The 18025-nt window shown below is 72.1% G+C and carries 18 protein-coding genes; 10 read left to right on the forward strand and 8 right to left on the reverse strand.

Features of this window, described 5'->3' with window-relative positions; all coding sequences use genetic code 11:
* The first annotated feature begins 26 nt into the window (after positions 1-26).
* The gene (locus ACGF5O_RS40920) at positions 27-1064 is read left to right on the forward strand and encodes a hypothetical protein (RefSeq protein WP_393815011.1); all 1038 of its coding nucleotides are present in this window, start codon (positions 27-29) and stop codon (positions 1062-1064) included.
* Positions 1065-1165: 101 nt separating this feature from the next.
* Positions 1166-1591 carry an SsgA family sporulation/cell division regulator gene (locus ACGF5O_RS40925; RefSeq protein WP_393815012.1) on the forward strand — a complete coding sequence of 142 codons (426 nt, stop codon included), beginning with the start codon at positions 1166-1168 and terminating at the stop codon, positions 1589-1591.
* Between the two features lie 58 nt (positions 1592-1649).
* Here the strand turns inward: ACGF5O_RS40925 and ACGF5O_RS40930 are convergent, their stop codons facing one another.
* Together ACGF5O_RS40930 and ACGF5O_RS40935 are read right to left on the reverse strand one after the other, a co-directional pair.
* Positions 1650-2633 (reverse strand): aldo/keto reductase, encoded by a 984-nt coding sequence (locus tag ACGF5O_RS40930; RefSeq protein WP_393815013.1) that lies wholly within the window; start codon positions 2631-2633, stop codon positions 1650-1652.
* A gap of 69 nt (positions 2634-2702) precedes the next feature.
* The gene (locus tag ACGF5O_RS40935; protein WP_393815014.1) at positions 2703-3599 is read right to left on the reverse strand and encodes an SDR family oxidoreductase; all 897 of its coding nucleotides are present in this window, start codon (positions 3597-3599) and stop codon (positions 2703-2705) included.
* 133 nt (positions 3600-3732) lie between these two features.
* Between ACGF5O_RS40935 and ACGF5O_RS40940 the strand changes: the two genes are divergently transcribed.
* The gene (locus tag ACGF5O_RS40940) at positions 3733-4641 is read left to right on the forward strand and encodes a LysR family transcriptional regulator (RefSeq protein ID WP_393815015.1); all 909 of its coding nucleotides are present in this window, start codon (positions 3733-3735) and stop codon (positions 4639-4641) included.
* Here the strand turns inward: ACGF5O_RS40940 and ACGF5O_RS40945 are convergent.
* The 3 genes from ACGF5O_RS40945 to ACGF5O_RS40955 form a co-directional block, all read right to left on the reverse strand.
* A complete protein-coding gene (locus tag ACGF5O_RS40945; protein WP_393815016.1) occupies positions 4638-5273 on the reverse strand; it encodes a TetR family transcriptional regulator in 636 nt (211 codons plus the stop codon). The genes ACGF5O_RS40940 and ACGF5O_RS40945 overlap by 4 nt on opposite strands.
* Positions 5270-6763, reverse strand: a complete 1494-nt coding sequence (locus tag ACGF5O_RS40950; RefSeq protein ID WP_393815017.1) for an MFS transporter — start codon at positions 6761-6763, stop codon at positions 5270-5272. Before ACGF5O_RS40950 ends, ACGF5O_RS40945 begins: the two co-directional genes overlap by 4 nt.
* A gap of 96 nt (positions 6764-6859) precedes the next feature.
* Complete coding sequence (locus ACGF5O_RS40955; RefSeq protein WP_393815173.1) at positions 6860-8050, reverse strand: FAD-dependent monooxygenase; 1191 nt, start codon at positions 8048-8050, stop codon at positions 6860-6862.
* Positions 8051-8393: 343 nt separating this feature from the next.
* Here ACGF5O_RS40955 and ACGF5O_RS40960 point away from each other — a divergent pair, with 343 nt between their 5' ends.
* On the forward strand, positions 8394-8801 hold the full coding sequence (locus ACGF5O_RS40960) for a tyrosinase cofactor (protein ID WP_393815018.1): 408 nt from the start codon (positions 8394-8396) through the stop codon (positions 8799-8801).
* A 26-nt stretch (positions 8802-8827) separates the two neighbouring features.
* Positions 8828-9658 carry a tyrosinase family protein gene (locus ACGF5O_RS40965; RefSeq protein ID WP_393815019.1) on the forward strand — a complete coding sequence of 277 codons (831 nt, stop codon included), beginning with the start codon at positions 8828-8830 and terminating at the stop codon, positions 9656-9658.
* A 25-nt stretch (positions 9659-9683) separates the two neighbouring features.
* Here ACGF5O_RS40965 and ACGF5O_RS40970 read toward each other — a convergent pair whose 3' ends face one another.
* Both ACGF5O_RS40970 and ACGF5O_RS40975 read right to left on the reverse strand, forming a co-directional pair.
* Positions 9684-10388: a ribonuclease H gene (locus ACGF5O_RS40970; protein ID WP_393815020.1), complete on the reverse strand. Its 705-nt coding sequence runs from the start codon at positions 10386-10388 to the stop codon at positions 9684-9686.
* A 47-nt stretch (positions 10389-10435) separates the two neighbouring features.
* Positions 10436-11230, reverse strand: a complete 795-nt coding sequence (locus tag ACGF5O_RS40975) for a VOC family protein (RefSeq protein ID WP_393815021.1) — start codon at positions 11228-11230, stop codon at positions 10436-10438.
* Positions 11231-11378: 148 nt separating this feature from the next.
* Here ACGF5O_RS40975 and ACGF5O_RS40980 point away from each other — a divergent pair, with 148 nt between their 5' ends.
* The 4 genes from ACGF5O_RS40980 to ACGF5O_RS40995 all read left to right on the forward strand — a co-directional run bounded on the left by ACGF5O_RS40980 (position 11379) and on the right by ACGF5O_RS40995 (position 16062).
* A complete protein-coding gene (locus ACGF5O_RS40980; RefSeq protein WP_393815174.1) occupies positions 11379-12386 on the forward strand; it encodes a zinc-binding alcohol dehydrogenase family protein in 1008 nt (335 codons plus the stop codon).
* Positions 12387-12615: 229 nt separating this feature from the next.
* Positions 12616-14058 (forward strand): family 2B encapsulin nanocompartment shell protein, encoded by a 1443-nt coding sequence (locus ACGF5O_RS40985; protein ID WP_393815022.1) that lies wholly within the window; start codon positions 12616-12618, stop codon positions 14056-14058.
* 17 nt (positions 14059-14075) lie between these two features.
* Positions 14076-15128 (forward strand): family 2 encapsulin nanocompartment cargo protein terpene cyclase, encoded by a 1053-nt coding sequence (locus tag ACGF5O_RS40990; RefSeq protein WP_393815023.1) that lies wholly within the window; start codon positions 14076-14078, stop codon positions 15126-15128.
* A 49-nt stretch (positions 15129-15177) separates the two neighbouring features.
* Positions 15178-16062, forward strand: coding sequence for a geranyl diphosphate 2-C-methyltransferase (locus ACGF5O_RS40995; protein ID WP_393815024.1), 885 nt, complete (start codon positions 15178-15180; stop codon positions 16060-16062).
* 60 nt (positions 16063-16122) lie between these two features.
* Here ACGF5O_RS40995 and ACGF5O_RS41000 read toward each other — a convergent pair whose 3' ends face one another.
* Positions 16123-16605: a VOC family protein gene (locus ACGF5O_RS41000; protein ID WP_393815175.1), complete on the reverse strand. Its 483-nt coding sequence runs from the start codon at positions 16603-16605 to the stop codon at positions 16123-16125.
* A gap of 182 nt (positions 16606-16787) precedes the next feature.
* Here ACGF5O_RS41000 and ACGF5O_RS41005 point away from each other — a divergent pair, with 182 nt between their 5' ends.
* A complete protein-coding gene (locus ACGF5O_RS41005; RefSeq protein WP_393815025.1) occupies positions 16788-17993 on the forward strand; it encodes an epoxide hydrolase family protein in 1206 nt (401 codons plus the stop codon).
* The last annotated feature ends 32 nt before the right edge of the window (positions 17994-18025 follow it).

Raw genomic sequence — 18025 nt, forward strand, 5'->3', positions numbered from 1 at the left:
TTCGGCAGCCTTCAGGAGTGTCCTCCGTGACCCTAGCGATCGACCCGTCCGAGACGTCCAGCGCGTCCCCGGCTCCCCTCTCCGATCTGGTGGCGCGGGACGCCCGCGAGTTCGGTGCGTATGTGCGGACCGGAGGCTGGACGTTCGGGCTGATGGTGGCCCGCAGCGTGCGGCCGGGAGGGCAGGGGACGGAGGAGACGGCGAAGGTGTCGGCGAAGGAGTTCGCCGAGCTGGCCGGCTGCTCCGCGGAGCGCGTCATGCGCTACTACAAGGCCTGGGACAAGGCCGCCGACGACGGCATGGTCCCGCACTTCGAGGCCCTCGCACCGGGCCAGGAGGTGGAACTCCCGGACTCGGACGTCTGGTTGACGTACTACGTCTCGCGCAGCAGTGCCGGCTCCGAGCGCGGTACCGCCATCGCGGAGGCCGCCGAGGCCGAGGGCATCCGGCCCACCAAGGCCCTGGAGGTCGCCGAGAACCCCACCGCGCTGCGTGCCGCGATCCTCGCCGACCCGTCCACCGCGCGCGCCGCCCGCTCGGCTCTCCTCGACCGCATCAAGGAGGACCCGGACCTGCAGACCGTGCTGGCCCGCGACGTGGTCCGCACCGCCGACCTGAAGAAGGCCGTCGCCACCGAGAGCCGCTCGGCCGACCGCATCGGCTACGTCCGGCAGATCGCCGAGTCCGGCCAGATCAAGACCCCGGCCGGGCAGACCGTCGACGCGCCGTCGGAGCTGCGCCAGGAGGCCGAGCGCCATCTGTCGCTCCTCGACGAACTGGACGACGACGAGGACACCGGAGAGTGGGCGACCGAGGCCTACGACACGATGAAGAACCTGGTCGTGGAGGCGGTGGAGGCCGACCCCGAACTGCGGGTCCAGGAGAAGCGCACCAAGTTCTACAACAGCCTCCAGAAGGCGACCAAGGCGTTCGAGGAGCTGACCTTCGACGACGCCCAGGACTTCTACGAGGACGACATGGTCCAGCGCCTGGAGGACCTCCAGCTGGCCATCGGCTCCTGCCTGGCCGCGCTGCGCGGCACGAACGGCACGCAGGACTCGTAGGACCGTAGGACCCGTAGGGCAATTCCGCTCAGGATTGAGCGTTTTTCCCGTGGGAGGGGTACTAGAGGGCACCAAGCCGATCGTTCTCGGAGGCCACTCGCGTGAACCCCATCGTGCACAGGACCCTGGTCGTACAGCTCCGGGCGGACGGGACGGGCCGCTGTCCCGTCCTCGCCCATCTGTCGTACGACGCCGGTGACCCGTTCGCCATCACCGCGGTGTTCACCCTGGACGGCCGGGTGCTCGCCCGGTGGCGGCTGGACCGCGAGATGCTCAACGACGGGCTGAGAGAGCCGGTCGGGGTCGGGGACGTCCGGCTGCGTCCCGTGCGGCAGGGGCGCTGGAGGGAAGTGCGCATGGATTTCCTCGGCGACCCCCTGCCCGGCGGCAGCCGCCACCACGCGGTGGTCTTCGCCTGGGCGCCCGCACTGGCCTCCTTCCTGAGCGACACCTACCTGGCCGTGCCGCCCGGCCGGGAGGAGGTCCCGGTGGACGACGTGCTCGCGGAGATCCTCGCCACCGGCTGAACAGCCGTGCTCGGCCCGGCCGGGAGCGGCAGGGCTGCGCTCCCGGCTCGTACCGCTGCTACCAGCGGGTTTCCACCTGGTCCTTGATCCGGCGGTCGTACAGCTCGCGGATCGCGGCGACCGTTTCCCCGGACAGCTCCGGGAGCCGCGCGGCGGCCGCGTTGGCGCGGGCCTGGTCCGGGTTGCGGGCGCCCGGGATCACCGTGGTCACGCCTGGCCGGTCGATGATCCAGCGCAGGGCGAGCTGGGCCGGGGTGTACCCCTCGGGGGCGAGGGCGGCGAACTCGGCGGCGGCCTCGACGCCCGTCGCGTAGTCCACGCCGGAGAAGGTCTCGCCCTGGTCGAAGGCCTCGCCGTGCCGGTTGTAGGTGCGGTGGTCGTCGGCCGCGAAGACGGTGTCCTTGGTGTACTTGCCGGACAGCAGCCCGGAGGCGAGCGGCACGCGCGCGATGATGCCGACGCCGGCCGCCCGCGCGGCCGGGAGCACCTCGTACAGCGGCTTCATGCGGAACGGGTTGAGGATGATCTGCACGCTGGCCACGCCCGGGCGGGCGATGGCGGTGAGGGCCTCCGCGCTGGTCTCGACGCTGACGCCGTAGGCGGCGACGCGCTCCTCCGCGACCAGGGTGTCGAGGGCGTCGTACACCTCGTCGGAGGAGTAGACGGGTGTCGGCGGGCAGTGCAGCTGCACCAGGTCGAGGCGGTCCACGCCGAGGTTGCGGCGCGACCGGTCGTTCCACGCGCGGAAGTTGTCCAGGACGTAGTTCTCCGGGATCTGGTCGACCCGGCGGCCCATCTTGGTGGCCACCAGCACCTCGAGGTCCGGCCGGCCGCGCAGGAAGGCGGCGATGGTCTGCTCGCTGCGCCCGTCGCCGTACACGTCGGCGGTGTCGAAGAAGGTCACCCCCGACTCCGCCGCCGTCTCCAGAACGGCGAGCGCCTCCTTGTCGTCCACCTCGCCCCAGTCGGCACCGAGCTGCCATGTGCCGAGGCCGACGACCGATGCCCGCTGTCCCGACCTGCCGATTACGCGTTCGTCCATGGCGTCAGTCTGTCATCCGCCACCGACAACGGTGTCACGGGCCGGTCCGTCCGGGCCCGCCCCGAACCCTCACGGGGCGCCGAAGTAGTGGCCCTCCTCCAAGTCGGCGATCAGACCCGGGTGTTCCGGCTTCCAGCCCAGGAGCTTCCGGGTCCGCTCGCTCGATGTCGCGTTGTCCACGGCCGCCGGCATGCCCAGCCAGCCGAAGTGGGCCTGCGCCTCCTCCGCCGGGATGCTCTTCGGCGGGACGTCGAGGCCGCGGCCCACGGCCGCCGCGATGTCCTTGAAGGGGATTCCCTCGTCGGCCGCCGCGTGCAGGCCGGTGCCCGCCGGGGCGGACTCCAGGGCCAGCCGGAACAGGCGGGCCGCGTCCAGGCGGTGGACGGCCGGCCAGCGGTTGGTGCCGTCGCCGACGTACGCGGCGAAACCCTTGCCGCGGGCGACGTCGATCAGCCGGGGCACGAAGCCCTGGTCGCCGCGGCCGTGCACGGTGGGCGCCAGGCGGACCACCGCGCTGCGCACGCCGCGCTCGGCCAGGGCGAGCGCGGCGAGGTCGGAGTCGGCGCGGTAGGTGCCCGGTACCGGGGTGTCCTGCTCCGTCGCCACACCGTCGACCGAGGCGAGCATCAGGGTTCCCGAGGTGACCACGAAGGGCCGGTCCGAGCCCGCCAGCGCGGCACCGACCGCCTCGATCACGCGCAGGTCGCTCTCCGCCGCGCGGGTGAGGTTCGGGAAGTCGTCGTGGTTGAAGGCCAGGTGGATCACGCCGTCGGTACCGGCCGCGGCGCGGGCCAGGCCCTCGGGGTCGTCGAGGCTGCCGCGGTGCACTTCGGCGCCCGCCGCCCGCAGGGTCCCGGCCGACCTGTCGGAGCGGGCGAGGGCGAGGACCCGGTGGCCCGCGCCGAGGAGTTCGGGGATGACGGCGGAGCCGACGAAGCCGCTGCCGCCGGTGACGAATACCCGCATGGTGGATGCTCCTTCGAGGGAGGGGGTGGTGCCTCCATCGTTCGGCCAGCGGGCGGCCGGCGTCCAAAGCCTGTTTCGAAATGCGCAATGCGTTTCAGGCATCGGCGCAGGTGATCGGCCTTATCCTGGGGACATGGCTGATCCGGCTTCCGTCCCTGACCTCGATCTGCGGATCGTCCGGTACTTCACCGTGGTCGCCGCGGAGCGGCACTTCGGGCGGGCCGCCGGCGTCCTGCACATCACGCAGCCGGCGCTGAGCCGGCAGATCCAGCGGCTGGAGCAGGTGCTGGGGGCCCGGCTCTTCGACCGCACCCCGCAGGGTGCCCGGCTCACCGAGGCCGGCGAGGTGTTCCTGCCGCGGGCGAAGGCGTTGCTGCGGGCCGCGGGCGAGGCCGCGGCCGTCACCCGGGCCGCCGCCGAGCCGAGCCGGATCACCGTCGGGTACATCAACGGGATCTTCGTCACCCCGGCCGTGCGGGACCTGCGCCGCCGCTTCCCGGACGCCGACGTGCGGACCCTGCACCTCGACTGGGGCGAGACGCGCGACGCCCTGCTGACGGGGCGCGTGGACGCGGCGGTGACCCGGCTGCCGCTGCGCACCGACGGGTTGCGGGTGACGGTGCTCCACGACGAGCCGCGCGTGCTGGTGGTGCCGCTGGACCACCGGCTGGCCGGGAAGGAGTCGGTCACGCTCGACGACATCGCCGACGAGCCGCTGCCGCGGGGGAAGGACCCGCTGTGGAACGCGTTCTGGCGGATCGATCCGCGGCCGGACGGCAGGCCGGCGCCCGACGGTCCGCTGATCGGCGCGGTGGAGGACAAGTTCGAGTTCGTCGCCGCCGGGCAGGCCGTGGCGATCGTGCCCCTGGTGCCCGGCGCGACCGTCCGCCCCGACCTCACCGCGGTCCCGCTGCACGGCGTCGAGCCGAGCCACGTGGTGCTGGCGACCCGCGCCGGGGACGGCAACCGGCTGACGGCCGCCTTCCGCAGGTCGGCCGAGGCGCTGCTGACCGGACCGGCGCGGGAGCCGGACAGCCTCTAGGGGGTCAGCTGGGTCTGGACGGCGGGGCCGTAGCGGTCGGCGATGCCGTCGATGTCGCCGGCCGCGGAGTCGCGCAGCCGCGGGCCGCGGGCGATGCCGTACATCACGCCCAGGCCGATGAGCTGGGCGACGGCGAGTTCGGCGCGCAGGTCCGGGTCGGGTCCGGTGAGCCGGGCGGCGAGGGCGTCGATCACGTGGGCGCGGAAGTTGGCGCGCAGCACCTCGCCGTGGTCGCCGTGCAGGGGTGCGAAGGCGATGCGCAGCAGCGGGTCGGCGCCGCGGTCGCGCTGGCTCTCCAGGACGTGCCGGACCATGTGCCGGCCGAGGTCCTCCAGGGGTGCGTCCAGCAGGGCGGCGGCGTCGGCGTCGAAGGACATGACGCGGGCGAACAGGCTGTCCTTGTTGCCGAAGTACTTGAGGATCAGCGGTGCGCTGACCCCGGCGCGTTCGGCGACGTCCTTGAGGGTGATGTCGGCGTGCGCGTGCCGGGCGAGGAGGTAGCGGGCGGCCCTGAGGATGGCCGCCTTGGTGGCCTCGGCGTCCCGGCGTGCGGGGGCCGGGGCGGCTGCGGGGGTGGCGGGCGCGGGCGTGGCGGCTGCGGGGGTGGCGGGGCGGGTGTTCACGGCACTCATGCTCCCTCCAGCGCGCCGTCCCTGGCGCTCGCGGCCCGGCCCCGGGCGCGGGAGGTGTCGTCGGGGCTCTTGTCGCCGGGGATGGAGAGGGCGGCGGCACCGGCCGCGAGGGCGACGACGCCGGCCATCGCGAAGGCCAGCAGGTAGCCGTGGAGCGTGGCGATCGGGGCGCCGCCGACGAGGCTGGTGTGGTGGGTGAGGACGGCGGCCACGGCGGCGCTGGAGGTGGCCTGGCCGATGGTGCGCATGAGGACGTTGACGCCGTTGGCGGAGGCGGTCTGGCTCGCCGGCACGGCCCGCAGGATCAGCGTGGGCAGCGCCGAGTAGGCGAGGGTGGTGCCGGTGGCGACGACGGTGGCGCCCAGGATGATCATCCACAGGTCGCGGCTGTCGGCGATGCGGACCACGTATCCGCAGGCGATGACCGCGGTGCCGAGGGCCAGGGTGATGCGCGGGCCGCGGGAGGCGGAGATCCGGGCGGAGACCGGTGAGAAGAGCAGCATGGTCACGCCGCCGGGGAGCAGGCACAGGCCGGTGGCCACGATGGACAGGCCGAGGCCGTATCCGGTGGCCTTCGGCGCCTGCACCAGTTGGGCGGTGACGAGGGAGTTGGCGTAGAACGCGAACCCGGTGAGCAGGGCGGCGACGTGCGAGAGGCCCACCCGCGGCCGGGTCACGAGGTGCAGGTCGACCAGCGGCTGCTCGGTCCGCAACTGCTGCCACCACCACAGGGCCAGCACGACGACGGTGGCGGCGAAGAGCCCGAGGACGCGGGGGCTGCCCCAGCCCCACTGGCCGCCCTGCGAGACGCCGAGCAGCAGGCAGGTCAGTCCGACGGCCAGTCCGAGCGTCCCGAGGACGTCGAACCGGCCGCTCTCGCGCACCGGCGACTCCCGGACCGCCCACCAGACGCCCGCGACGCCCAGCGCACCGAGGAAGCTGGTCAGCCAGAACATGGTGTGCCAGTCGTAGTACTGCACGACGAGCGCGGCCAGCGGCAGGCCCAGCGCGGCGCCGATGCCGACGGTGGAGCTCATCAGCGCCACCGCCGATCCCCGGCGCTCGGGCGGGAGTTCGTCGCGCAGGATGCTGATCGAGAGCGGTACGACGGAGGCGGCGGCACCCTGCAGGGCGCGGGCGACGATGAGCACGGTGATGTCCGACGACAGGGCGCACATCACGGAGCCCACGGTCATCAGCGCGAGGGCCCCGGTGAGCACCCGGCGCTTGCCGTACATGTCTCCTGCCCGGCCCAGCACCGGGGTGAGGACCGCCCCGGCGAGCAGGGTCGCGGTGACCGTCCAGGAGACGGCACCGGGCGAGGAGTGGGTGAGCCGGGGCAGGTCGGGCAGGAGGGGGACGACCACCGTCTGCATGACGGCCATGAGGATCCCGCCGAAGGCCAGCACCGGGATGGTCAGCCGCTGCCGCAGCGGGGGCGGGGCGGCGGCCGGTCCCGGGTGACCGGCTGTCGGGGCGGGCTGGTCCATCGGCACTCCTGCGGCGGCGCGAATGAAGAGGTGAATACCTATTCACCCTATCGGGTGAATGACCTTTCACCCAATCGCGCCGCGGCCGTATACCGCCTACGACCGGACGTGCAGGGCGCGCGCCGCCCGCGGCCCGATCCACCGCTTGAGCCTGCGCAGCACTTCGAGCCGCCCGGCGGCCTTGTCGAGGCCGTAGTAGAGCTGCGGCGGGACGTAGGGGAGCAGCGGTGAGTGGCGCTGCCCGAGCAGGGCGAACATGCGGTGCGGGGGCAGGCCGATGTAGCGGGGCAGGTTCTCGTACCACTGGGCGCTGAGCCGGGCGGCGCTCTGCGCGGAGACCAGTTCGGCCCTGCGGCGCCGTTCGTAGGCCGTGAGGGCCTCGGGCAGGACGGCGTGTTCGCGCAGCGCGTCGGCGAGGCACATCGCGTCCTCCAGTGCGAGGGTGGTGCCCGCGCCGATGGAGTAGTGGGTGGTGTGGGCGGCGTCGCCGAGCAGGACGAGGTTGCCGTGGTGCCAGGTGCGGTTGGTGAGGGTGCGGAAGGCCGGCCAGGCCGCCGAGGAGCCGCCGGTCAGCGGGTGGCCGTCGAGGATGCCGGCGAACAGCTTCTCCAGCAGGGTCAGTTGGCCGGCCTCGTCCATCGCGTCGAGGCCGAGGCCGGCGAGGGTGTCCGGGGCGCACTCGATGACGCAGGTGCTGTGCCCGTCGTCGTACGGGTAGCCGTAGCACCAGACCCAGCCGTGCTCGGTCTCGGCGAACGCGAAGGTGAAGGAGTCGAAGACCCGGGTGGTGCCGAGCCACACGTAGTGGTTGCGGCCCTCGGTGGCCTCGGTGCCGAAGTGGCCGGCGTGCCGGGTGCGCAGGGCGCTGTGGATGCCGTCGGCGGCGACGACCAGGTCGGCCTCGGGGAGGTCCCCGGGGGTGATCTCGTCCTCGAACTCCAGTCGGACGCCGAGGCCGCGGGCGCGGTCGGCGAGGATCTCCAGGAGGCGGTGGCGGCCGATGCCGTGCCCCACGTCTCCGGGCTGCCGGGCCACTTGGTCGCGGACGTGGGCGACGCCCTGGGTCCAGCGCACCGAGCTCGCCTCGACGGCCCGCGCCGACTCGGGGTCGTAGGTGTGCAGCCGGTCGAGCAGGGCGCGCCAGTAGGTGACGCCCCAGCCGTAGGTGGAGCCCTCGGGGTTGCGTTCGTGGACGGCGATGTCGTGGGACGGGTTCTGCCGCTTGAGCAGGATCGCGAGATACAGGCCGGCGGGCCCGCCTCCGACGCAGACGACCTTCACGCACACACCCCTGGGTTTCACCGAACGTGGTCAATTGGCACCGGAGGGTAGCAGCGCGGAAACGCCCGGCCGGGTTTTCGAATCGCGCCAGATTGACGCCGTGAGCCACACCACCCGGACGGCGGACCACGGAGAAAGATCACCGGCAAGCGGCGCGGCCGCGCAAGGAATTACCCGTTCCGGGTCCGGCCGGGCCATCACCACAGCAAGATCATCTTCGTTCAATCTTGTATGACATGTGACTGATTGTCCTGATCGTAGCCAACCCGATCCGGGCGATTTCTCCCGCTCCGAGACCGCCGGATAGGCATACGGGGTCAGCACCCGCACCCGTCACAGGAGCATCCGCATGCCCGAACTCACCCGCCGTCGCGCCCTCACGGCGGCGGCCGCCCTCGCCGCCGCGGCCGGCACCCAGGCCCTCCTCGCGCCCGGCGTCTCGGCCGCCGGCCACTCGCACGAGGGATCGCTCGAACCCTTCGACGAGGTCTACAAGGGCCGTCGAATACAGGGCCGACCGGCCGGCATGGACGGCATGGACGGACTGAAGGGAATGGGCGGCGGTCACCACCACGGACACGGCGCCGGATACGCGGTGTTCGTGGACGGGGTCGAACTGCACGTGATGCGGAACGCCGACGGCAGCTGGATCAGCGTGGTCAGCCACTACGACCCGGTCGCCACCCCGCGCGCCGCCGCCCGCGCCGCGGTCGACGAGCTGCAGGGCGCCGCACTGCTGCCCTTCCCCGCCAACTGACCACCCGCACAAGGAGTTTCCCGCACATGACCGTACGCAAGAACCAGGCCGCACTGACCGCCGACGAGAAGCGGCGGTTCGTCGCCGCCGTCATCGAGCTGAAGCGCGGCGGGCGTTACGACGACTTCGTGCGCACGCACAACGCCTTCATCATGTCCGACACCGACGACTCCGAGCGCACCGGCCACCGTTCGCCGTCGTTCCTGCCCTGGCACCGCAGATTCCTGCTCGACTTCGAGCAAGCCCTGCAGTCGGTGGACGCCTCCGTCGCGCTCCCCTACTGGGACTGGAGCGCCGACCGGACCGTCCGTGCCTCGCTGTGGGCGCCGGACTTCCTCGGCGGCACCGGGCGCAGTTCGGACGGGCGGGTGACGGACGGGCCGTTCGCCGCCACCGGCGGGAACTGGCCGGTCAACGTCCGCGTGGACGGCCGCACTTATCTGCGCAGGTCGCTCGGGACCGGCGTGCGCGAGCTGCCGACCCGGGCCGAGGTCGACTCGGTCCTGGCCATGGCGGCGTACGACATGGCGCCCTGGAACAGCGCCTCGGACGGCTTCCGGAACCATCTGGAGGGCTGGCGCGGGGTCAACCTGCACAACAGAGTCCATGTCTGGGTCGGCGGGCAGATGGCCACCGGGGTCTCCCCCAACGACCCGGTGTTCTGGCTGCACCACGCCTTCGTCGACAAGCTGTGGGCCCGGTGGCAGCGCCGGCACCCGGAGGCGGCCTACGTGCCGGGCGGCGGCACGCCGGACGTGGTGGACCTGGACGAGACGATGAAGCCGTGGAACGACGTGCGGCCGGCGGACCTGCTCGACCACACGAGGTTCTACACGTTCGACACCCTGGAGGCCTGACGAGGCCCTGCATCAGGCCGCCGTATCAGGCCTCGGCCGCCGCCCGGCACTCCGGGTGTCCCCAGCCCTGCGCGTTCTTGGCGATGGACTCGCCGGCGTCGTAGGAGCGGCCGCACAGGCAGCGGCCGGGGAACTTCGCCTTGATGGTGCGGGCCGAGGAACCGCCCGCCGCGCTCTTGCGGGGTGCCGCCTTGCGGCGCGGGGCCCCGGCGGAGGCGGCGGGGGCCTGTGACGGCGGCGGTGTCGGGGAGCCGAGGGCGCTGCCCGCGGCCTCCTGGACCGTGGCCGCCTGGCTGGCCGCGCGGTCGGCGAAGTCGTTCAGCGGGTCGCCGTCGACCTGGTGGGCGGGAACGTACCGGAAGTCGACCGCGCGGCCGTCGAGGAGTTCGTCGATGCGGACGACCAGGTCCTGGTTGGCGACCGGCTTGCCCGCGGAGGTCTTCCAGCCGTTGCGCTTCCAGCCGGGCAGCCAGGTGGTGACGGCCTTCATCGCGTACTGCGAGTCCATCCGCACTTCCAGCGGCACGTCCGGGTCGGTGGAGGCCAGCAACTGTTCCAGGGCGGTCAGTTCGGCCACGTTGTTGGTGGCCCTGCCGAGCGGCCCGGCCTCCCAGCGGGCGGGCGTCGCCGCGTCGTCGGACACCACCCAGGCCCAGCCCGCCGGTCCCGGGTTTCCCTTAGAAGCCCCGTCGCACGCGGCCACCACTCGTTCACGCATGGCCCCGATCATGCCACGGCCGGGCGGGGCGCCCGGCCGTGGTCCGGGATCCGCCCAGGTCAGACGTCCGAGGCCGACGGCATCCCGCCCTCGGTGGTCGTGACGTCGATCACCGAGAAGTTGGCGCCCTGCGGGTCGGTGAGCGCCGCCATCCGTCCGAAGGGGCTGGTCATCGGCCCGAAGCGCAGCACCGCGCCGAGCTTCGTCGCCTTGGCGACGGCCTCGTCGCAGTCGGCGACGGTGAAGTACACGTTGACGTACGAGGGCACCTCGGGCGGGAAGTCGCCGGTCATCCGCATCCGGCCGAGGACGGGCTGGTCACCGAGGCTGAACGTGCGGAAGTCGACGTTGTCGTCCTCGATCTGCCGGACCGTGTAGGGGAAGACGCCCGCGAAGAAGGGGTCGGCCTTCTCGGGCTCGCGGGTGAAGACCTCCGCCCAGCAGTAGGCGCCGGGCACGGCCGTGGCCTCGAAGCCCTCGTGGACGCCGCCCTGCCAGATCCCGAAGACCGCGCCGCTGGGCTCGCGGGCCAGGCACATCGTGCCGAAGTCGCCGACCTGCATCGGCTCCATCAGCACCTCGCCGCCGTTGTCCCGGATCCTCGCGGCGGTGGCCGCCGCGTCCGGCGAGGCGAGGTACAGGCACCACTGCGACTGCCCCTCCTGACCGGGCATGGGCGGTACGACGGCGGCGACGGCCTTTCCGTCCGCGTAGGCCTGCGTGTAGTTACCGTACTCCGAGGACGACTCGCCGAAGGTCCAGCCGAGGACCTCGCCGTAGAAGCTCTTGGCCCCCGCCAGGTCGCTGAACATCGCGTCGGCCCAACAGGGGGTTCCTTCAGGTTGTACCGCCATCGCCGCGGCCCTTCCGATCGAGCGGGTTCTCCCGGTTCCTCACGCTAGCCACCGGGAGGTCCGACCGCGCGCCGAACGCCGGACTCCGGCGGAGACTGGAAAGTGAGTCGGCGGCCTTCGGCGGACGGGGCGCGGTATGGCGGACGTGATGCGGGCGTGGTCGGTGGCGCGGCCCGGGCCGGTCGAGGGGGATCCGCTGCGGCTGGTCGAGCGGCCGGTGCCGGTGCCCGGGGCGGACGAGCTGCTGGTGCGGGTGCGGGCCTGCGGGGTCTGCCGCACCGATCTGCATGTCACCGAGGGTGATCTGCCGGTGCACAGGACCGCGGTGACGCCGGGGCACGAGGTGGTCGGCACGGTGGCGGGGACGGGCGCCGGGGTGGCGGACTTCGCGGTCGGCGACCGGGTCGGGGTGGCCTGGCTGCGGCGCACGGACGGGGAGTGCGCGTACTGCCTGCGGGGCGCCGAGAACCTGTGCCCGTACTCGGAGTACACGGGCTGGGACGCCGACGGCGGCTACGCCGAGTACACGACCGTGCCGGCCGCTTTCGCCTACCGGCTGCCCGGCACCCTCGACGACGTCGCGCTCGCGCCGCTGCTGTGCGCCGGGATCATCGGCTACCGCGCGCTGCTGCGGGCGTCGCTCCCGCCGGGCGGGCGGCTCGGTCTGTACGGCTTCGGGGGCAGCGCCCACCTGTGCGCGCAGCTGGCGCTCGCCGAAGGCGCCCGGGTGCATGTGCTCACCCGGGGTGCCGAGGCGCGGCGGCTGGCCGTGGAGCTCGGCGCGGCCTCGGCGCGGGACGCCTGCGAGGCGCCGCCCGAGCCGCTGGACAGCGCGATCCTGTTCGCGCCGGTCGGCGACCTGGTGCCGGTCGCGCTGCGCGCCCTGGACCGGGGCGGGGTGCTGGCGGTCGCCGGCATCCACCTGAGCGACGTGCCGTCCCTGAACTACGAGCGCGAGCTGTTCTACGAGCGGGAGTTGCGCAGCGTCACCTCCAACACCCGTGCGGACGGCCGGGAGTTCCTCGCCCTCGCCGAGCGGCACGGCGTGCACGCGACCACCCACGCCTACCCGCTGTCGGAGGCCCCGCGGGCGCTGCGGGACCTCAAGGCCGGGCGCTTCGACGGGGCCGCGGTGCTGGTGAACGACCTTTCCTGAGTCCAATCCCGGCGCGGCCCCGGGCGTGAGAGCGGGCGACCGGCGCACGATCGACAAACACAACCCTTTCCACCCCGAACTCCAGGTTTGCGCAACTAAGGCATGCAACCGCCCCTTTCGCGCCGTACCCGTAGATCACCAAGGCTGTTTGGCTTGTCCGTGCGCACCACCACCTCGCACACCACCGACCCTCCGGGTCACCGTTGTTCACCTCTCTGCTGGAGGGAATGTGTCCACACCGGACAGCGTCATCGGTTCCGCCGTCGACGAGCCCGAGCCGGATCCGACCGCCGACGGGCAGCTCACCAGCCTGAGCACCCGGGCGGCACGCCAGCTCGCCACGACCACCAAGTCCGAACCGCAGATGCAGGCCATCACCTCCCGGTGGCTGCTGAAGACACTGCCGTGGGTGGACGTCAAGGGCGGCACCTACCGGGTCAACCGGCGCCTCCAACTGCGCACCGGGCGGGGCCGGGTGAGCTTCGAGCACAACGGCGGGGACGACATCCGGGTCATCCCCCGGACCCTCACCGAGCTGCCGATCCTGCGCGGTTACGACGACCTGGACGCGCTGACCCAGCTCGCCGACCGCTTCCAGCCCCGCGAGGTGCGCGCCGGGCAGGTGCTCTTCGAGGCGGGGCAGCCGGTCACCGAGACCTACCTGGTGGTGCACGGCCGGTTCATCCGGTACGCGGCCGGCAAGTACGGCGAGGAGGAGGTCGTCGGGGTCGTCACCGACGGCGACCAGATGGGCGACGAGGCGGTCGGCCAGACCGATCCCCTCTGGCTCACCTCGGTCCGCGCCGAGACGGCGGGCGTGGTCCTCGCGCTGCCCTGGGCGGTCGCCGAGGAGATCATGGACCGGGTGCCGTCGCTCGGCGCCCACCTCCAGGCCTACGTCGACCGGCAGCGGCTGCCGATGAACCGCAAGGGCGAGGCCGAGGTGCCGGTACAGGCCGGCCACACCGGCGAGCCGACTCTCCAGGGCGGCTTCGTGGACTACGAACTCGCGCCGCGCGAGTACGAGTTGTCGCTCACCCAGACCGTGCTGCGGGTGCACTCCCGGGTCGCCGACCTCTACAACCACCCGATGGACCAGACCCAGCAGCAGCTGCGCCTCACGGTCGAGGAGATCCGCGAGCGCCAGGAATGGGAGCTGGTCAACAACCGGGAGTTCGGACTCCTGCACAACATCGACTACGGGCAGCGGATCAGCTCCTTCACCGGTCCGCCGACCCCGGACGACATGGACGAGCTGATCTCCATGCGCCGCAAGACCAAGGTGATCCTGGCGCACCCCAAGGCGATCGCGGCCTTCTTCCGGCAGTGCAACCGGCGCGGCCTCGTGCCCCCGTCCACCAACGTCGACGGACACGAGATCCCGGCCTGGCGCGGGGTCCCGATCTACCCGTGCAGCAAGATCCCGATCAGCGACGACCACACCAGCAGCATCATCGCGCTGCGCACCGGCGAGGCCGACCAGGGGGTCATCGGCCTCTACCAGACCGGTATCCCCGAGGAGTTCCAGCCCGGCCTCAACGTCCGCTTCATGGGCGTCAACGAACAGGCCGTCGTCAACTACCTCGTCACCGCCTACTACTCGCTCGCCGTCCTGGTCCCCGACGCGGCCGGGATCCTGGAGAACGTCCAGCTCGGCCGCACCGCCGACTGACGGCCTGGAGCACATCCATGACCACGACCACCACCTCCTACGCCCTGCCGGGGCCGCCGAACATCGCGGAGCGGCTGCGCCCGGCCCGGCGCACCGGGGCGGTCCCCGGACTGCGCTACCGGCCGGCCGTGCCCGCCGACCCGGAGAAGGCCGCCGAGCTCGACCGCCGCCTCGAAGCCTGGGCCCGGGAGCTGGAGCTGTTCCCGGCGGCCTGGAAGGGGGACTTCTCGGACTTCCAGTTCGGCCGGGCCGTCGCCCTCCAGCACCCGGGCGGCCTCGACCTGGACCGGCTCACCGCCGCCGGCAAGCTGCTGCTCGCCGAGAACATCGTGGACTCCTGCTACTGCGAGGAGGACGAGGGGCGCGGCGGCTCCCGGCGCGGTCTCGGCGGCCCGCTGATCATCGCCCAGTCGGCGCTCGACCCCTACCACGGCATCCCGGAGCTGGAGGAGGAGTGGCGCGAGGGCATCCGGGCCACCGGACCCCTGCGGTCGTACCACTTCGCCCTCACGGACTTCGCGGCCTTCGCCACGCCCAGCCAGACCGACCGGTTCGTGCACGACATCGCCCGGCTGCACCTCGGCTATCTCGGCGAGGCCGCGTGGATGGAGACCGGGTACGTGCCGCGGGTCTGGGAGTACCTGGTGATGCGGCAGTTCAACAACTTCCGGCCGTGTCTGTCGATCGTGGACGCGGTGGACGGCTACGAACTGCCCGAGCCGCTCTACGCCCGCCCGGAGATCCAGCGGATCACCGCGCTGGCCTGCAACGCCACCACCATCGTCAACGACCTGTACTCCTTCACCAAGGAGCTGGCGAGCGACCCGGACCACCTGAACCTGCCCCAGGTGGTGGCCGCCAACGACCGGCGCGGGCTCAAGGCGGCCTATCTGAAGTCCGTCGACATCCACAACCGGGTCATGGACGCCTTCGAGGAGGAGTCGGCCGCCCTGTCCGCCGGCTCGCCGCTCGTCGCGCGCTACGCCGAAGGACTCGCCGCCTGGGTCGCCGGCAACCACGAATGGCACGCGACCAACACCAACCGCTACCACCTGCCCGACTACTGGTAGCCACCGAACCAGACCGAAACACCGTCGGAAACACTTCGAGGAGAACCTGTTGACCACCGCCCCTGTCGCTCGGAAGACCACCACGTCAGCCCCGGTGCCGACCCAGTCCAGGTACCAGAACAGCGTCGCGGAGTACTGGAACGCCGAGGAGAACCCGGTCAACCTCGAACTCGGAAAGATCGACGACCTGTACCACCACCACTACGGCATCGGTGAGGCCGACTGGTCGGTGCTCGACGAGACCGACCCCGCGCTGCGCAAGGAGCGCGTCACCAGTGAGCTGCACCGCCTGGAGCACGCCCAGGCCGAGTTGCTCGCCTCCCATCTGGGCGCCCTCACGCCGGCCGACCGGGTCTTCGACGCGGGCTGCGGCCGAGGCGGCGGCAGCATCGTGGCGAACCTGCGCTACGGCTGCCACTCCGACGGCGTGACCATCTCCGCCAAGCAGGCCGACTTCGCCAACGGGATGGCCCGCAAGCGGGAGGTCGGCGACAAGGTCCGCTACCACCACCGGAACATGCTGGACACCGGCTTCGAGACGGGCGCGTACGCGGCCTCGTGGAACAACGAGTCCACGATGTACGTCGAGCTGGAACTGCTGTTCGCCGAGCACGCCCGGCTGCTGCGCCGCGGCGGCCGCTACGTGACGATCACCGGCTGCTACAACAACACCTACGGGCAGGCGTCCCGCGAGGTGTCCCTGATCAACGCGCACTACATCTGCGACATCCACCCGAGGTCGGAGTACTTCCGGGCGATGGCCGCCAACCGCCTGGTGCCGGTCCACGTGGAGGACCTCACCGCGGCGACGATCCCGTACTGGGAACTGCGCAAGCAGGCCGACCACCTGGTGACGGGGATCGAGGACGCGTTCCTCACCGCGTACAAGAACGGCAGCTTCCAGTACCTGCTGATCGTGGCCGACCGGGTCTGACCCGGCGGCGTGTGCCCGAGGGGGCGGTGTCCGCGGACACCGCCCCCTTCCCCGTACGGCTCACTCCCCCGCGTAGGCCTTCTTCAGCGCGGCGATGTCGAGCTTGCCCATCGCGTACATCGCGCGCGTGGTCCGCGTGGCCTTCTCCGGGTCGGCGTCGCCGATCATCTCGATCAGCCCGTCCGGGATCACCTGCCAGGACACGCCGTACCTGTCCTTGAGCCAGCCGCAGGGCCCGGGCTCGCCGCCGTTCTCGGTGAGCTTGGCCCAGTAGTGGTCGACCTCCTCCTGGCCGTCGCAGTAGATCTGGAAGGAGATCGCCTCGGTGAACCTGAACTGCGGGCCGCCGTTGATGGCGACGAACTTCTGCCCGTTGACCGTGAAGTCGACGGCCAGCACGGACCCCGCCTCCCCCGGCCCGGCCTCGTTGTACCGGCCGACCTTCCCGATGCTGGAGTTCTTGAAGATCGACACGTAGTAGTGGGCGGCCTCCTCGGCCTGCCCGTCGAACCAGAGACACGTGGTGAATCCGTCGGCGGTCATGAACACCTCCTGGAGCGTGGAACGGGTCATCTGTACCGACCCCCGCTCGTCGAGAAACTAATCGCTCAGCGCCCCGCCAGGGGCGCGGGGCTGTATCGCATGTGCGGCTCCGCCGCGCGGGCGCGACCAGCCCCCACCGACCCGCAGGCAACCGACGACCCGTTGCGCCTAGCATCCCCACCATGATCTCTTCGTCGCCGGACATCACGCCCTTCCACATCGCCATCCCCCAGACCGACCTCGAAGACCTCCACGCCCGCCTCGACCGCACCCGCTGGCCGGCCGAGCTCCCCGGCGCGGGCTGGGCGTACGGCGTCCCGACCCCGTATCTGCGCGAGCTCGCGCACTACTGGCGACACGAGTACGACTGGCGGACCGCCGAGGCGGAGCTCAACGCATTGCCCCAGTTCACCACCACGATCGACGGCACGAACGTGCACTTCGCCCACGTCCGCTCCCCCGAGCCGAACGCCACCCCGCTGATCGTCACCCACGGCTGGCCGGGCTCGGTCGTGGAGTTCCTGGACGTGGTCGGACCGCTCACGGATCCCGCGGCGCACGGCGGCGACCCGGCCGACGCCTTCCACGTGGTGCTGCCGAGCATCCCGGGGTTCGGGTTCTCGGGGCCGACCACGGAGTCCGGCTGGGAGGCGGGGCGGGTCGCGGACGCCTGGGCCGAGCTGATGCACCGCCTGGGCTACGAGCGGTTCGGCGCGCAGGGCGGCGACTGGGGCGCGGCGATCTCCCGGGAGCTGGGCCGCGCCCATTCCGGCCGGGTGATCGGCGTCCACCTCAACCTGCTGCCGGGCGCCCAGCAGGCCACCGAGCCCACGGCCGAGGAGCTCGCGGCGCTGGATGCCGAGGAGCGGGCCAACACCCTCGACTCCTGGGACCGTTGGGCCGCCTGGTCCAAGGAGAGCACCGGGTACGCGATCCTCCAGAGCACCCGCCCGCACACGCCCGGCTACGCGCTGACGGACTCGCCGGTGGGTCAGCTCGCCTGGATCGTCGAGAAGTTCCGGGAGTGGACGGACTCCGCGGAGCTCCCCGAGGAGGCGGTGGACCGGGACCGGCTGCTGACCAACGTGATGCTGTACTGGCTCACCGGTACGGCCGCGTCCTCCGCCCGCATCTACTACGAGCGGGCTCACGCCACCGGCGCCCGGGCCGCCGCCCCCGCCGAACCGTCCACGGCACCGACCGCCCTCGCCCTGTTCCCGGCCGAACCCCAGCGTCCGCTGCGGCACAAGGCGGACCGCACGGAGAACATCGTCCGATGGACGGAGTTCGACCGGGGCGGGCACTTCGCGGCGATGGAGGAGCCGGATCTGCTGGTGGGCGACGTCCGGGCGTTCTTCCGGCAGCTGCGGGAGCAGGGCCAAGGCTGAGGCGCCGCCGAAAAGCGCTGGCCCCGCGGCCG

Origin of the sequence: Streptomyces sp. NPDC048291 (genome assembly GCF_043201715.1) — a bacterium.
GTDB lineage: Bacteria > Actinomycetota > Actinomycetes > Streptomycetales > Streptomycetaceae > Streptomyces.